This is a genomic window from Caldimonas thermodepolymerans, from assembly GCF_015476235.1.
Taxonomy (GTDB): Bacteria; Pseudomonadota; Gammaproteobacteria; order Burkholderiales; family Burkholderiaceae_C; genus Caldimonas; species Caldimonas thermodepolymerans.
The window spans coordinates 279296-294758 of the sequence record NZ_CP064338.1 but is presented as its reverse complement, the minus strand read 5'-3'; the positions used below and the strand labels follow the sequence as shown (position 1 = coordinate 294758).

Annotated in this window: 16 protein-coding genes; 4 read left to right on the top strand and 12 right to left on the bottom strand. The window is 71.2% G+C overall.

Annotated features, from left to right (window positions below; all coding sequences use genetic code 11):
- The first annotated feature begins 71 nt into the window (after positions 1 to 71).
- On the top strand, positions 72 to 578 hold the full coding sequence (locus tag IS481_RS01445) for a DUF456 domain-containing protein (RefSeq protein ID WP_104357745.1): 507 nt from the start codon (positions 72 to 74) through the stop codon (positions 576 to 578).
- Between the two features lies 1 nt (position 579).
- On the opposite strand, the gene IS481_RS01440 is transcribed toward IS481_RS01445, so the two are convergent.
- Entirely contained in the window at positions 580 to 1464 is an 885-nt protein-coding gene (locus tag IS481_RS01440; protein ID WP_104357746.1) for an alpha/beta hydrolase family protein, read from the bottom strand.
- 228 nt (positions 1465 to 1692) lie between these two features.
- Complete coding sequence (locus IS481_RS01435; RefSeq protein ID WP_104357747.1) at positions 1693 to 2325, bottom strand: TetR/AcrR family transcriptional regulator; 633 nt, start codon at positions 2323 to 2325, stop codon at positions 1693 to 1695.
- Positions 2326 to 2408: 83 nt separating this feature from the next.
- Between IS481_RS01435 and IS481_RS01430 the strand changes: the two genes are divergently transcribed.
- On the top strand, positions 2409 to 3062 hold the full coding sequence (locus IS481_RS01430) for a trimeric intracellular cation channel family protein (protein ID WP_104357748.1): 654 nt from the start codon (positions 2409 to 2411) through the stop codon (positions 3060 to 3062).
- Positions 3063 to 3118: 56 nt separating this feature from the next.
- Positions 3119 to 3700 (top strand): ATP-dependent Clp protease proteolytic subunit, encoded by a 582-nt coding sequence (locus tag IS481_RS01425; RefSeq protein ID WP_104357749.1) that lies wholly within the window; start codon positions 3119 to 3121, stop codon positions 3698 to 3700.
- Positions 3701 to 3746: 46 nt separating this feature from the next.
- Here IS481_RS01425 and cynS read toward each other — a convergent pair whose 3' ends face one another.
- The 10 genes from cynS to IS481_RS01375 form a co-directional block, all read right to left on the bottom strand.
- Entirely contained in the window at positions 3747 to 4190 is a 444-nt protein-coding gene (gene cynS, locus IS481_RS01420; protein WP_104357750.1) for a cyanase, read from the bottom strand.
- Between the two features lie 29 nt (positions 4191 to 4219).
- Positions 4220 to 4648, bottom strand: coding sequence for a nuclear transport factor 2 family protein (locus IS481_RS01415; RefSeq protein ID WP_104357751.1), 429 nt, complete (start codon positions 4646 to 4648; stop codon positions 4220 to 4222).
- Between the two features lie 10 nt (positions 4649 to 4658).
- A complete protein-coding gene (locus tag IS481_RS01410) occupies positions 4659 to 5552 on the bottom strand; it encodes an ABC transporter ATP-binding protein (protein ID WP_104357752.1) in 894 nt (297 codons plus the stop codon).
- A complete protein-coding gene (gene ntrB, locus IS481_RS01405) occupies positions 5542 to 6411 on the bottom strand; it encodes a nitrate ABC transporter permease (protein ID WP_104357753.1) in 870 nt (289 codons plus the stop codon). The genes IS481_RS01410 and ntrB overlap by 11 nt, the downstream gene beginning before the upstream one ends.
- Positions 6412 to 6424: 13 nt before the next feature.
- Positions 6425 to 7813 (bottom strand): CmpA/NrtA family ABC transporter substrate-binding protein, encoded by a 1389-nt coding sequence (locus tag IS481_RS01400; RefSeq protein WP_104357754.1) that lies wholly within the window; start codon positions 7811 to 7813, stop codon positions 6425 to 6427.
- Between the two features lie 135 nt (positions 7814 to 7948).
- Complete coding sequence (locus tag IS481_RS01395; RefSeq protein WP_104357755.1) at positions 7949 to 8584, bottom strand: response regulator; 636 nt, start codon at positions 8582 to 8584, stop codon at positions 7949 to 7951.
- Positions 8581 to 9780: a sensor histidine kinase gene (locus IS481_RS01390; RefSeq protein ID WP_104357756.1), complete on the bottom strand. Its 1200-nt coding sequence runs from the start codon at positions 9778 to 9780 to the stop codon at positions 8581 to 8583. Before IS481_RS01390 ends, IS481_RS01395 begins: the two co-directional genes overlap by 4 nt.
- Before the next feature lie 65 nt (positions 9781 to 9845).
- On the bottom strand, positions 9846 to 11546 hold the full coding sequence (locus tag IS481_RS01385; RefSeq protein WP_104357757.1) for an ABC transporter ATP-binding protein: 1701 nt from the start codon (positions 11544 to 11546) through the stop codon (positions 9846 to 9848).
- The gene (locus tag IS481_RS01380; RefSeq protein WP_104357758.1) at positions 11546 to 12568 is read right to left on the bottom strand and encodes an ABC transporter permease; all 1023 of its coding nucleotides are present in this window, start codon (positions 12566 to 12568) and stop codon (positions 11546 to 11548) included. Before IS481_RS01380 ends, IS481_RS01385 begins: the two co-directional genes overlap by 1 nt.
- A 26-nt stretch (positions 12569 to 12594) precedes the next feature.
- Complete coding sequence (locus tag IS481_RS01375; protein WP_104357759.1) at positions 12595 to 13533, bottom strand: ABC transporter permease; 939 nt, start codon at positions 13531 to 13533, stop codon at positions 12595 to 12597.
- 114 nt (positions 13534 to 13647) lie between these two features.
- Here IS481_RS01375 and IS481_RS01370 point away from each other — a divergent pair, with 114 nt between their 5' ends.
- Entirely contained in the window at positions 13648 to 15462 is a 1815-nt protein-coding gene (locus tag IS481_RS01370; RefSeq protein ID WP_104357760.1) for an ABC transporter substrate-binding protein, read from the top strand.
- Position 15463 lies beyond the last annotated feature (1 nt).

Here is a 15463-nt window from a genome sequence, read left to right as displayed (position 1 = left end):
GAGAAGGATTTCACGGGTGGCGCGGCAGGGGGCATCATCGGTGCATCGCCGTCGCCCCGAAGAGCCTGCCCATGACCGAACTCGGCCTCATCGCCCCGCCCACCGTCTGGTGGATCGTCGCCATCGGCCTGATGGGCCTGGGCGTGCTCGGCACCGTGCTGCCCGTGCTGCCCGGCACCATCCTCGTGCTGGCCGGCATCGTGATCGGGGCCTGGATCGACGGCTTCGTGCGCGTCTCGGGCTGGACGGTCGGCGTCATCACCGTGCTGGCGCTGCTCGCCTGGGTGGCGGACTACGTCGCCGCGGTGCTGGGCGCGCGCAAGGCCGGCGCCAGCCCGCTGGCCCTGGCCGGGGCGGCGCTCGGCACGGTGCTGGGCATCTTCACCGGGCTGGTCGGCCTGCTGTTCATGCCGCTGGCCGGCGCGATGGCCGGTGAATACTGGGCCCGGCGCGACGCGCAGCGCGCCACCCGGGTCGGGCTGGCGACCTGGATCGGCCTGCTGGTCGCCACGGTGGTCAAGGTGGTGCTGGCCTTCCTGATGATCGGGCTCTTCTTCGCCGCCTGGCTGTGGTGGTAGTTCAGGCGGCGACGAACGCCGCCACCCGCCGCACCACCTCGGGGTCCTTGAGCAGGCGCCGGTGGCCCAGCCCTTCGGTCAGCATCAACTCGGCCTGGGGCACCAGGGCCTGCAGCTTGAGCGACTCCACCACCGGCACCACGGTGTCGCCGCGGTCGTGCACCAGCAGCGCCGGCTGCCTCAGGCGGTCCGCGCCATGGCGCGCGGCCAGCTGCTCGAACACCATCGCCTCGCGCGCCTCCAGGTGGCGCACCATGGCCTCGCGCGTGGCTTCGCGCAGCCCGAACGCCGCAGCGTAGTCGCGCGTGACCTGCACCGGGTCGGTCGGCGCGGCGATCGCCACCCAGCGCTCGGCCGCCAGGCCGCGTGCCAGCGCCGCCGTCACCGCCGCGCCGCCGGCCGAGTGGCCGACCACCGCCCGCAGCGGCCCGAGCCGGCCGCCCAGGTAGCCCAGGGCGCGTGTGAACTGGGCCAGGTTGCTCCGCCAGCCGGCGCTGCGCCCGTGGGCGGGCTGGTCCACCGCGACGACGGCCAGCCCGCGCGCGGCGAGCGCTTCGGCGAGCGCCGACATCTGCAGGGCCCAGCCGCCCCAGCCATGGGTCAGCAGCACCACCGGCGCCTGCGGCGCGGCGAACCAGCGGTACAGCGTCAGCGAGGCGTCCTCGAAGGGCAGCGACTCGACCGCGACGCCGGCGGGCGGAGGCAGGTGCCGGGTCGCGAGCTTGGTCGGCACCGGGGTGCAGAACACGCGCGCGGCGACCCGCGCCGCCACGGACACCGGCGCGAGCGTCTCCGCGGTGCGCAGTCCGGCGCGCAGCATCGGGTACAGGCGGTGGGCGGTGAAGCTGCGGGCGGCGGGCGCAGCCAGGGCGGTGGCGTCGGTCATGGGGGTTCCTTTGCGAAAGGGCAGCAGGCGCCGGCTCACAGCGGCGCGAAATCCTCGTTGCGGCGCGGCACCGACTCGACGATGGCGGCCACCATGACACCCACGCGCAGCGCGGTGACGGCCACGACCAGGACCAGGGCGATCAACATGGCAATCTCCTATTTCGCACGATCGTGCGAAGTTGAGGACGACAACGGACCGACGGCGTGCGGCGGGAAACGCATGGGGTCAGTCCCGGGGCAAGGCGGCGTCGGCCGGGGTGGCCAGGCAGCCGCGGATCAGGCGCTCGTAGGCTTTCCAGGCGCGCTCGGCGGCGCGCGGGTCGCGCAGGAAGCGGGCGTCGCGCATCAGCGCGATGAACAGGCCGTCGATCTCGAACACCAGCTGGTCGACGTCGGTCTCGGGCCGCAGGTGTCCCTGCTCGACCGCCTGCAGCACGGTGCGGCGCAGCGTCGCGCGCCAGCGCATCACGCCGTCGAGCAGCAGGTCGCGCAGCGGCCCGTCGCGGTCGTCGAACTCGAAGGCGCCGGCGCAGTAGATGCAGCCCAGGCGCGATTCGACGGCGTCGACGCGCCTGAGCCACAGCCGCACGATCGCGTTCAGGCGCGGCAGGCCGCGCGGCTCGCGCATCGCCGGCACGAACACGTCCTGCAGGAAGCGCCGGTCGTATTCCTCGATCACCGCCGCCTGCAGCGCCTCGCGCGAGCCCACGCGCGAGAACACGCCGCTCTTGGACATGCCCAGCCGCTTGGCGACTTCGCCGATCGTGAGGCTTTCCAGCCCCTCGGCGGCGGCCATCAGCAAGGCGGTATCGATGATCGCCGCGCGGGTGAGCTCGCTGCGGCCGGTCTTGGCTTCCATGCGGATCAATTTAGCACGGTCGTGCGAAGTTGCAAGCCGGGCCGACGAGCGGCGCCACACCGCCAGCAGGGACAATGGGGCCCATGTCGTCGAACACCCCCCTGCTTTCCCTGGCCCTGACCGCCGTCGAAGCCTGCGGCACGCTGGCCTTTGCCCTGTCAGGCCTGCTCGAGGCGGCGCGCAAGCGCCTGGACGCCGTGGGCGTCTGCCTGGTGGCCGGGCTGGCGGCCTTCGGCGGCGGCACGCTGCGCGACGTGCTGCTGGACCGGCGCCCGTTCGTGTGGGTGTCGCACAGCGAATGGCTGTGGGTGCTGCTGGTGCTGTGCACCGCCGCGATGGTATTCCTGCGCACGCGGCACTTCGAGCCGACCGAGCGGGCCATGCAGTGGCCCGACGCGCTGGGGCTGGGCCTGTTCAGCGCCACCGGCACCCAGCTTGCGCTGGCGCAGGACCTGCCCGGCATCGTCGCGGTGCTGATGGGCGTGATCACCGCCACCTTCGGCGGCGTGCTGCGCGACATCGTCTGCAACGAGATCCCGACCGCGCTGCGCGACCACCGGCCGTACGCGGTGTGCGCCTTCGCCGGCGGCTGGGTGCTGTGGGCGGCGCAGCACTGGGGCCTGGGCCACGAGGCCAGCCTGCTGCTGGGCGCCTTCACCGCGGCGGCGCTGCGCGTGGCAGCGCTGCTGACCGGCTACACGCTGCCCGGCTGGTCCTCCGGCGCCGACCGCTCGTGACGCGCCCGCGCGCGGTCCGCACTAAGATCGGCCCGATCCGCGAAAGGTTGACGACCATGGAAACTCCGACGCCCACCCCCTCCATCGATCCCCGCACCTCGTTCCTCGAGGAAAAGGCCTTCAAGGCGCGCACCGTCCTGCTGTTCGGCCCGATCACGGACAGCGTCGCGCAGGACATCGTGCGGCGCCTGATCGCGCTGTCGGCGGAGTCGGACGCCCCGATCGACATGCTGGTGTCCTCGCCCGGCGGCCACCTCGAGTCGGGCGACAGCATCCACGACGTGGTGCGCTTCATCTCCGCGCCGGTCAACATGATCGGCACCGGCTGGGTCGGCAGCGCCGCGACGCACGTGTACCTGTCGGTGCCGCGCGAGCGCCGCTTCTGCCTGCCCAACACCCGCTTCCTGATCCACCAGCCGAGCGGCGGCGCCGGCGGCCAGGCCACCGACATCGCGATCCAGGCCAAGGAGATCATCAAGGCGCGCGAACGCGTGGCCCGCACGATTGCGCGCGAGACCGGCCAGCCCTTCGAGCGCGTGATGGCCGACATCGAGCGCGACCGCTGGATGTCGCCCGAGGAGGCGCTGGACTATGGCCTGGTCGGCCGCATCATCGAGAAGCAGTCGGACCTGCGCTGACCGCGCCTGCCGCGGCGGGGCGCGCGACGCCCCGCCCGCTTGCGGCTCAGTAGGTCTTGTACGGCAGGAACTTGCCGCTCATCACGATGCGCACGCGGTCGCCCTTGGGGTCTTCCTCGCGCGCGAGGTCCATCTTGAAGTCGATGGCGCTCATGATGCCGTCGCCGAACTCCTCGTGGATCAGCTCCTTGAAGGTGGTCCCGTAGACGTTGACCAGCTCGTAGAAGCGGTAGATCAGCGGGTCGGTCGGGATGGCGGTGGGCAGCGAGCCCTTGTAAGGCACCACCTGCAGCCACTTGCACTCTTCCTCGCTGAGGTCGAACAGCTCGCCGACGACCCGGGCCTGCTCGGCCGTCATCGTCATCTGCCCCAGGCACGCGGCGGTCGTCCACTCCTTGCTCATGCCCACGCGGGCGGCCACGTCGGCCCACTTCAGGCCCTTGGCCACCTTGGCGGCCACGATCTTCTCGGTCACTTCCAGTCTGCTCATGTTGCTCGGCTCCTGTTGAAAATGCGGCCTCACCTGCGCGGCCAGAGAAACTTGCGTTCGGAGACGTCGATCGGCTGGTCGTTGACGCTCGCCTCGCGGTAGCGCATCAGCCCGCGCTCGTCGAACTCCCACTGCTCGTTGCCGTGCGAGCGGAACCAGCGCCCGGCGGCGTCGTGCCACTCGGACTCGAAGCGCACCGAGATGCGGCAGCCGGTGAAGCTCCACAGCTCCTTGCGCAGCCGGCAGTCCAGCTCGCGCGCCCATTGCCGGCGCAGGAACTCGCGGATCGCGTCGCGCCCGCGGCCGCAGGCGGTGCGGTCGCGCCACACCGCGTCCTCGGCGTAGGCCAGCGCGACGCGCCCCGGGTCGCGGCTGTTCCAGGCGTCCTCGGCCAGCTGCACCTTGAGCGCGGCCGTCTCGGGCGTGAAGGGCGGCAGGGGCGGTCGGGCAGGTTCCATCGCGCGGCCCTCAGGCGATGCGCTGCAGCGGCGCCCGTGCGCCCTCGCCGGCCTGCGGCGCCGCCGGCTCGGCGCCGGGCCGCACCACCCGCGGTCGCTCGGGTGCCTTGCCGTGTGCCAGCCCCGCCGCGCGCAGCACCAGGAAGTCGACCAGGTGGTTGCGCAGCGGGTAGTAGTCCAGGTGGTAGTGCAGGTCGGCGCGGTGCCGCGGACGCGGCAGCGGGTTCTCGACGATCTCGGCGATGCGCGCGCGCGGGCCGTTGCTCATCAGCAGGATCTTGTCGGCCAGCAGGATCGCCTCGTCGACGTCGTGCGTGATCATGAACACGGTCTGGCGCGTCTCGGCGCAGATGCGCAGCAGCTCGTCCTGGATGGTGCCGCGCGTGAGCGCATCCAGCGCGCCGAACGGCTCGTCCAGCAGCAGCATCTTGGGCTGGATCGAGAAGGCGCGTGCGATGCCGACGCGCTGCTTCATGCCGCCGGACAGCTGCGCCGGCTTCTTGTCGATCGCGTGGCCAAGGCCCACCAGCGCGACGTACTTCTCGACCTCGGCGTCGATCTCGGCGCGCGAGGCGTGCGGGCGACGCGAGCGCACCGCGAAGGCGATGTTGCGCCGCACGCTCAGCCACGGCAGCAGCGCATGGCCCTGGAACACGACGCCGCGGTCCAGGCTCGGGCCGACCACCTCGCGTCCGTCCATGAAGACATGGCCCTCGCTGGCCGACTCCAGCCCGGCCAGGACGTTGAGGATGGTGGTCTTGCCGCAGCCGGAGTGCCCGATGATGCAGACGAACTCGCCGCGCTCGACCGTGAAGTTGACGCCCTCGAAGACGGGTTCGCCGGCGCCGGGGTAGCGCTTGGCCAGGCCCTCGACCTGCAGGAAGGGACGGGATTCACTCGACATACGACACCGCCTTCTGCAGCCGCGCGAACATCAGGTCCAGCAGCATGCCGACCACGCCGATGACCAGGATCGCGAAGATCACGTTGGTCAGCGACAGGTTGTTCCACTCGTTCCAGACGAAGTAGCCGATGCCGGTGCCGCCGACCAGCATCTCGGCCGCGACGATCACCAGCCAGGCGATGCCCATCGAGATGCGCATGCCCGTGAGGATGGTCGGCGCGGCCGCGGGCAGGATCACCTCGAAGGCGCGGCGCAGCGGCTTCACCTCCAGGGTCCGGGCCACGTTGAGCCAGTCGCGCCGCACGGTGGACACGCCGAAGGCGGTGTTGATCAGCATCGGCCAGACCGAGCAGATGAAGATCACGAAGATGCCCGAGACCGACGAGTCCTTGATCGTGTACAGCGCCAGCGGCATCCAGGCCAGCGGCGAGATCGGCTTGAGCACCTGGATGAACGGGTCCAGCGCGCGGTAGACCAGCGGCGACATGCCGATCACGAAGCCGAGCGGGATCGCCACGCAGGCAGCGATCAGGTAGCCCAGCCCGACTCGGCCGAGCGAGTACAGCAGCTGCAGGCCGATGCCCTTGTCGTTCGGCCCGTTGTCGTAGAACGGCTGCGACAGGTGCTGCACGATGGTGCGGCCCATCTCGGCCGGGGTCGGAAAGCCCGAGCGGGCACCGCCCCCGTCGCCCGGCGCCTTGCCCATCAGCTCCAGGTACTCGAGCTGCTCGGGCGTGAGGGGGGCGGCCGCCCCGCCCGAGGGCAGCGTGGCCAGGTGCCAGACGCCGACCAGCACCGCCAGCAGCAGCGCCGACAGCAGGGCCGGCGCCAGCGCCGAAGACACGGCAAGACGCTTCATGCGGCAGGTTCCTTCAGCTGCGCCGGATCGCGAAGCCCTGCAGGTAGGCCTCGGGCTGCGTCGGGTCGAACTCGCGGCCCATGATGCGGAACTTCGGATAGGCGCCATCCGGCACCTTCTGGTCCAGTTCCTTCATGTGCTTCTTCGCGTCGGTGAGCAGGAACACGCGCTCGGCCAGCTGGCGGTAGTCCACGTCGCCCTTGAGGTAGCCCCAGCGCTTCATCTGCGTGAGCATCCACACCGCCATCGACTGCCACGGGATGGGGTCGAAGTCGGCGCGGTCGGGCACGTTGCGGATGTTGCCCAGGCCGTCGGCGAAGCGGCCGGTGAGCACCTGGCGCAGCACCACCTCGGGCTGGTTCAGGTAGGCCTGGGGCGCGATCACCTTGGCGATCAGCTCGCGGTTGCGCGCCTCGCGCGCCATCGCGGCGGAGGTCAGCACGGCGCGGAACAGCGCGGCGAAGCTGTTGGGGTGCTGCTGGATGAACTCGGCCGAGGTGCCGAACGCGCAGCAGGGGTGGCCGTTCCACAGGTCGCGGCTCAGCACGTGGATGAAGCCGACCTCCTCGTACACCGCGCGCTGGTTGAACGGGTCCGGGCCCAGGTAACCGTCGATGTTGCCGGCGCGCAGGTTGGCCACCATCTCGGGCGGCGGCACGACGCGGATCTGCACGTCGCGGTCCGGATCCAGCCCGGCCTCGGCGAGGTAGTAGCGCAGCAGGAAGTTGTGCATCGAATACTCGAAGGGCACCGCGAACTTGAAGCCCTTCCAGTCCTTCGGGTCGCGCCGCTCCTTGTGCTTGACGTGCAGCGTGATGGCCTGGCCGTTGGTGTTCTGGATCGTCGCCACGCGCATCGGCACCGCGTTCGAGCCCGCGCCCAGCGACATCGCCAGCGGCATCGGCGACAGGAAGTGCGTCGCGTCGTATTCCTTGTTGAGCATCTTGTCGCGGATCAGCGCCCAGCCGGCGGTCTTGACGACCTCGACGTTGAGCCCTTCCTTGGCGTAGAAGCCCAGCGGGTGCGCCATGATCAGCGGCGTCGCGCAGGTGATCGGGATGAAGCCGACCTTGAGGTCCTTCTTCTCCAGCGGGCCGCGCTCCTGCGCCATGGCCTGCAGGCTGGTGATCGGCACGACGCTCGCGATCGCTCCCATCGCGGCGGATTTGCCCACCGCGCGCAGGAAGCGGCGCCGCACCGCGTCGCGCGGGAACAGTGCCTTGACGACCGTGGCTTCGATGTAGTCGCTGGCGTACTGCTGGAAGTCCATCTCCGCCGCGCGGCGCTTGAGCGCGGAGGCGGCCTGCTCGGCGGTGTGCTCCTCGGGCGTGCGGTGGCGGCCGCAGCTGCAGCGCATCACCAGCGGGCGATCGGCGTCGTAGGGGTCGAAGTAGCGAGACATCTGGGGTTCCTTTCCGACCAGGGGCGTCAGGGGAACTCTAGGAACGCGGCACGTTCCGCGGCATCGCGCCCGCCACGATCCCGCTGTGGGGCTGGCGGGGACAGCGTGTAGTACCAGCCCTACACGGCGCGCGGCTCAGACCGGCATCAGGTCCTGCTGGACCGCGTAGAGCGCGATCTCGACGTCGTTGCGCGTGCCGGTCTTCTCGAGGATGCGCGCGCGGTAGGTGCTCACGGTGTTGGGCGACAGGTGCAGCTGCTCGGCGATCTGGCTCACGCTGCAGCCCTGCGCGATCAGGCGGAACACCTGGTACTCGCGGTGCGAGAGGATCTCGTGCACCTGCTTGCCGGCGGTGTCGCTGAGCGAGGTCGCCAGCGCCTCGGCGATCGAGGGCGTCACGTAGACGCCACCCGAGGCCGCCTTGCGGATCGCCGCGAGCAGCGCCTCCGGGTCGGCGCTCTTGTTGAGGTAGCCCGCCGCGCCCAGCTTGAGGCAGCGCACCGCGTAATGGCGCTCGGGGTAGGTGCTGAGCATCAGCACCGGCAGGCGCGGGTGCTCGCCCTTGAGCTGGCGCAGCACGTCCAGCCCGTCGCGCCCGGGCATCGCGATGTCGAGCAGCACCACGTCGACGCCGCCCTCGCGCACGCGCGCCACGCACGAGGGGCCGTCGGGCACCTCGCCGGCCACGCGCATGTCCGGCGCGTCTTCCAGCGTCTGCTTGAGGCCCTGGCGGACGATCCAGTGGTCGTCGCAGATGAGCACGTCGATCATGACAGGCGGGCGAAGTCGGACAGGGTGGTGCCGGGCAGCGGCAGCACGAGCTCGACGCGCGTGCCCTGCCCCGGGGTGCTGTCGATGCGCAGGCGCCCGCCGTGGTGGCCGGCGCGCTCGCGCATGCCGAGCACGCCATAGGCCTGCGCGCTCTCGAACGCCTCGACCGGCGCGCCGCGCCCGTTGTCGGCCACTTCCAGGCGCAGGCAGCCGCCGCGCGCCTCGATGCGGATGCGCACGGCGCTGGCCTGCGCGTGGCGCGCGACGTTGCTGAGCAGTTCCTGGAAGATGCGGAACACCGCGTTGGCCAGCTGCTGCGGCAGCGGCGGCAGCCCGGACTCGACGTCGATGCGCCAGTCGCACTGCAGCTCGCAGTTCTGCGCGAACTCCTGCGCCTGCCACTCGAGCGCGGCCCACAGGCCCTGGTGGTCGAGGATGGACGGGCGCAGGTCGGTGATGATGCGCCCCACGTTCTCGACCGCCGTCTCGATCAGGTAGGACATCGCGCCGCACTTGGCGTGCAGCGGCGGGCGGTCCTCGACGCGGCGTGCCAGCCAGGCGACGTCCATCTTGAGCGCCACCAGCAGGCTGCCCAGCTCGTCATGGATCTCGCGGGCGATGCGGGTGCGCTCGTCCTCGCGCACGCGCTCCAGGTAGGCCGACAGCTTGCGCAGCTGCGCCAGCGCGTCGCTCAGCTCGCGCGTGCGCTCGGCCACGCGGCACTCCAGCTCGTCGTTGGTCTGGCGCAGCAGCTCGGCCGCGCGACGGCGTTCGGTGATGTCGACGAAGGTGACCACGGCGCCCTGCACCTGGCCGCCCTCGAAGATGGGATAGGAGGAATACTCGACATAGAAACAGCTGCCGTCCCGCCGCCACAGCACCTCGTCGTCGACGCGGCACGGCACGCCGCGGCGGAACGCGTTGTAGATCGGGCAGTCCTCGCTGGGGTAGTGCGTGCCGTCGCCGTGCGTGTGATGCACCAGCTGGTGCATGTCGCGGTCGAGCACCTCGTGCGGCTCGTAGCCCAGCATGCGGGCCCCCGCGCGGTTGATGAACATGCAGCGGCCGGTCACGTCCACGCCGTAGATGCCTTCGCCGGTGGACTCGAGCAGCAGGCGCAGCCGGTCCTCCCAGAGACGGCCCGGTGCAGGAACGGCACGCGCGGCGGACGGGGTCGCTGCACCAGCTTCGTGCATGACAGCCTCCGTGGCAAGCAGGACGGGCCATCGCTGCAAGCGCCATGCCAATGCACGGCGCACGCCTAGTCCGCGCGTGCGCTCCCGCGCCGTCCCGCGCGTCCCGGGATCGCTGCCAGCAACCGGCGCGTGTAGTCCTCGCGCGGCGCCGACAGCACCGCCTCGACGGGCCCCTGCTCCACCACGCGCCCGTCCTTCATCACCAGCACCTCGTCGGCCATGAAGCGCACCACCGCGAGGTCGTGGCTGATGAAGACGTAGGCCAGCCCGAGCTCGTCCTGCAGGTCCTTGAGCAGGTTCAGCACCTGCGCCTGCACCGAGACGTCCAGCGCCGAGACGGCCTCGTCGAGCACCAGCACCTCGGGCTCGAGCGCCAGGCAGCGCGCGATCGCGATGCGCTGGCGCTGGCCGCCGGAGAACTCGTGCGGGTACTTGTGCATCGCCGCCGCGTCGAGCCCCACCTTCTCGAGCAGCCGCCGCGCGCGCGCCTCGCGCTCGGCGCGCGTGGCGCCGATGCGGTGGATCTGCATCGGCTCGACCAGCGTCTGCCCCACGGTGAAGCGCGGGTTCAGCGAGGCGTAGGGGTTCTGGAACACGATCTGCACGCGCCGGCGCATCGGCAGCCACTGCGCCTCGCCCAGCTGCAGCAGGTCCACCGCGCCGTCCGGCCCGTGCAGGCGTGCGCTGCCCGACACCGGCCCGCTCGCCGGCCCGTGCAGGCGCAGCAGCGCCAGCCCCATCGTGGTCTTGCCCGAACCGGATTCGCCGACCACGCCGAGCGTGTGCCCGCGCCGCAGCCGGAAGCTCACGCCCTGCACCGCCTGGAACTCGCGGCGACCCCACAGCCCCTGCCGGAACCGGAAGCCCTTGCACAGCGCCTGCACCTCCAGCACCACCGGCGCGTGCGGATCCTTGGGACGGGCCCGGGTCTCGTGGACACGCCGTGCGACGTGGTCGTCGACGACGGCCAGGCGCGCCGGCGGCGCCTCGATCGACGGCCGGCAGGCCAGCAGCGCCTGCGTGTACGCGTCCTGCGGCGCGGCGAAGATGCGCTGCACCGGTCCGCGCTCGCGCACCTGGCCGTGGCGCATCACGACCACCTCGTCGGCGATCTCGCCGACCACGCCCAGGTCGTGGCTGATGAACAGCATGCTCATGCGGTGCCGTTCCTTGAGCCTGGCGAGCAGCTCGAGGATCTGGCGCTGCACGGTGACATCCAGCGCGGTGGTCGGCTCGTCGGCGATCAGCAGCCGCGGCTCGCAGGCCAGTGCCATCGCGATCATCACGCGCTGCTGCTGCCCGCCGGACAGTTCATGCGGGTAGGCGTGCAGCCGCCGCCTCGGCTCGGGCAGGCCGACCTCCTCGAGCAGGTGCTCGGCTCGCGCCAGCGCCTCGCGCCGCGACAGGCCCAGGTGCCGCACCAGCGGCTCGGCGATCTGGCGCCCGACCGGGAACACCGGGTTGAGCGAGGTCATCGGCTCCTGGAACACGCAGGCGATCGCGCGGCCGCGCAGGGCGCGCAGCTCGCGCGGGGCGGCCTGCAGCAGGTCGCGGCCCTCGAACAGCACCCGCCCGCGCCGCTGCGCGTTGTCCGGCAGCAGGTTGAGGATGGACATCGCGGTCACGCTCTTGCCCGAGCCGGACTCGCCCACCAGCGCCACCGTGCGGTCGGCCGGGACCTGCAGGCTGACGCCGCGCACCGCATGCACCAGCGCGCCGCGCTCCATGCGGAAGGACACGTGCAGGTCGTCGATCTCGAGCAGCATCACTCCAGCCCCCGCAGCCTCGGGTCCAGCGCGTCGCGCAGCGCATCGGTGAGCAGCGAGAAGGCGGTGACGAACACCGCCATGAAGGCAGTCGCCGCCGCCAGCTGCCACCAGTGGCCGAGCAGCATCTCGTTCTGCGCCTCGCCCAGCATCGTGCCCCAGGACACCTGGTCGACCGGCACGCCCAGTCCCAGGTAGGACAGGATCACCTCGGCCTTGATGAAGCCCACCACCAGCAGCGACAGCTGCACCAGCACCACGTGGCTGACGTTGGGCAGGATGTGGCGGAACATGCGCGACCAGCGCCCGGCACCGATGGCCTGCGCGGCACGCACGTACTCGCGCACCGCATGCTTGATGAACTCGGCGCGCATCTGGCGATACACGCCGGTCCAGCCGGTCAGCCCCAGGATCCACACCACGGTGTCGACGCCGCGGCCCAGCACCGCCGCGAAGGCGAAGATCAGCAGGATGCCGGGGATGGAGGTGAAGACGTTGTAGACCCACTCGAGGAAGTCGCCCACCTTGCCGCCGAAGTAGCCGCCCAGCGCCCCCAGCAGCGTGCCGATCGCGGTGGCCACGACCGCGGCCAGCACGCCGACGAGGATCGAGACCTGCGCCCCCTTGATTGCCTTGGCCAGCACGTCGCGCCCGAGGCGGTCGCCGCCCAGCGGCAGCGTGCGCGCGCGTGGCGGCTCATGGCTGGCGACCTGCGCGGTGCGCTCGGCCCATTCGGCATAGCGCGGCGCCAGCGGGTCGACGTCGGACAGGTCCACCGGCGGCCCCTGCGGCACCGGCAGCGCCTGCGCCGGCGCTTGGGCAGGCGGCGCCCCGAGCCAGGACGGCGGCGCGTAGGGCTCGCCCACCTCGGCCTGCCAGTCGCCGGCGATCCAGCCCAACGCCGCCAGCGCGATCATCACGAAGAAGGCCAGCACCACGACCAGCGAGACCATGCCCACACGGTCGGCGCGGAAACGCCGCCAGGCCAGCTGCCAGACGCCCGGCGAGCGCGCGGGCGGCATGGAAACGGGCGTGTCGGCCGCCGTGCTCACTTGAGCACCACCCGGGGGTCGACCCACTTGTAGAGCAGGTCGGTGGCGAGGTTGATGACCATGGTCAGCACCGCGAGGTAGATGGTCACCGCCTGGATCACCGGGTAGTCGCTGCGGTTGACCGCCAGCAGCACCTCCCGCCCCAGCCCGGGGACCGAGAAGAACACCTCGATCAGGAAGGAGCCGACGAACACGCCCGGCAGCCCGGCGCCGATGTTGGTGAGGATGGGGATCAGTGCGTTGCGCATCACGTGGCGCAGCAGGATCGCCGGCTCGCTGAGCCCCTTGGCGCGGGCGGTGCGCACGTAGTCCTGGCCGATCTCGTCGAGGAAGAAGCTGCGGTACAGCCGCGTCTGCGGCGCCAGCGACACCGCCACCGCGAGCAGCACCGGCAGCGGCGCGTAGGTGACGAGGTTGGTCCACGGCGAGTCCGACCAGCCCTGCACCGGGAACCATCCCAGCTTGAAGGCGAACAGCCACTGGCCGACGATGATGTAGACGAGGAAGGAGATCGACATCGCCACCGTCGTGACGATCACGATGGCGCGGTCGGTCAGGCTGCCGCGCACCGCGGCCACGGCCAGCGCGAGGGGAATGGCCAGCGTCACTTCCAGCACCAGCAGCGGCAGCATGATGGTCAGCGTCGCCGGCAGCCGGCTGGCGAACAACGACGCCACCGGTTCGTTGGTGGCCCAGCTGCGGCCCCAGTCGAAGGTGAGGATCTGCCTGACGAAGATCCACAGCTGCTCCGGCAGCGGCCGGTCCAGCCCCAGCTGCTGGCGGATCGCGGCGATCTGCTCGGGCGTGGCCGCCAGGCCGGCAAGGATCTCCGCCGGGTCGCCGCCGAAGCCCTTGAACAGGAAGAACACCAGCAGGATCACGCCCGCCAGGGTCGGGATCATCTGCCAGAGGCGTCGCAGCAGGTAGGCAGCCATGGGCGGCGCAGGTCCTTCGTGCACGTGCAAGACGGTGTGCCGGGCAGTCTAACCGCGCCCGGCGCGGCGGCATCGCCGTATGCTAGGCGGCGCGCAATCGCGAAGGAGACCCGGATGCTGCGACGATGGTTCCAAGGGCTGCTGCTGGCCGCCGCGCTGGCGGCGGTCCCGCTCGCGCATGCCCAGGTGGCCGCCGCGCCGAAAGTGCTGCGCTACGCGCTGCCGGTGGCCGAGACCGGCTTCGACCCCGCGCAGATTTCCGATCTGTACTCGCGCATCGTCGCCGCCCACATCTTCGAGGCCCCGCTGACCTACGACTACCTGGCCCGGCCGGCCAGGCTGGTGCCGCAGACCGCGGCCGCGATGCCGGAGATCTCGGACGACTTCACCACCTTCACGTTCCGCATCCGGCCCGGCATCTACTTCGCCGACGACCCGGCCTTCCAGGGCCGGCGCCGCGAGCTGACCGCGCACGACTACGTCTACTCGATCAAGCGCCACTACGACCCGCGCTGGAAGAGCCCGAGCCTGTACGCGCTCGAGAACGCGAAGATCCTGGGCCTGTCCGAGCTGCGCGCCAAGGTGCTGGAACAGGGCCGGCCCTTCCCCTACGACACCGAGGTCGAGGGCCTGCGCGCGCTGGATCGCTACACCTTCCGGATCCGGCTGGCCGAGCCCGGCCCGCGCTTCCACTTCCTGCTGTCCGACCCCAGCGTCATGGGCGCGGTGGCGCGCGAGGTGGTCGAGGCCTACGGCGACGCGATCATGGAGCACCCGGTGGGCACCGGGCCGTTCCGGCTGGTGCAGTGGCGCCGCTCGTCGATGATGGTGCTGGAGCGCAACCCCGGCTACCGCGAAGAGGTGTTCAGCGCCCAGCCGGCGCCGGACGACCCCGTCGGGCAGGAGATCGCGCGCCGCCTGCAGGGCAAGCGCCTGCCGCTGGTGGACCGGGTCGAGATCTCCATCATCGAGCAGTCGCAGCCACGCTGGCTGGCCTTCCTCAACGGCGAGATCGACCTGGTCGGCGTGCCGCTGGAGTTCGCCACCCTCGCGGTGCCCAACGGCGAGCTGGCCCCGCACCTGGCGCGCCGCGGCATCCGCATGGACCGCTCGCTGTCGCCCGACATCACGCTGACCTACTTCCAGATGGAGCACCCGGTGGTCGGCGGCTACACGCCCGAGAAGGTGGCGCTGCGCCGCGCGATCGCGCTGGCCGTCGACGTCGACCAGGAGATCCGCCTGGCGCGCCGCCACCAGGCCATCCCGGCGCAGTCCAGCATCCCGCCGATGACCTACGGCTACGACCCGGACTTCCGCAGCGAGATGGGCGAGTTCAACCGCGCCAAGGCGCGCGCGCTGCTGGACCTGTACGGCTACGTGGACCGCGACGGCGACGGCTGGCGCGACCTGCCCGACGGCTCGCCGCTGGTGCTGGAGCTGGCCTCCGGCCCGGACTCCCTGGCGCGCGAGTTCAACGAGCTGTGGAAGAAGAACATGGACGCGATCAACGTGCGCATCGTGTTCCGCTACGCCAAGTGGCCCGAGCAGCTCAAGCTCTCGCGTGCCGGCAAGCTGATGATGTGGGGGGTGGGCTACAGCGCCACCGTGCCCGACGGCGACGACTTCCTCGCGCTGGCCTACGGTCCCAACAAGGGCTCGGGCAACCACGCGCGCTTCGACCTGCCCGAGTTCAACCGGATCTACGAGCGCCAGCAGCGCCTGCCCGACGGCCCGGAGCGCTTCGAGCTGATGACCCGGGCCAAGAAGCTGCTGGTCGCGTACATGCCCTACAAGATCCACACGCACCGCATCACGACGACGCTGGTGCATCCGTGGGTGATCGGCTACCGCAGCCACCCGTTCGCGCGCGACTTCTGGCGCTACGTCGACATCGACCGCTCGCTGGCGCCGGCCGCGGGCGGGGACTGAG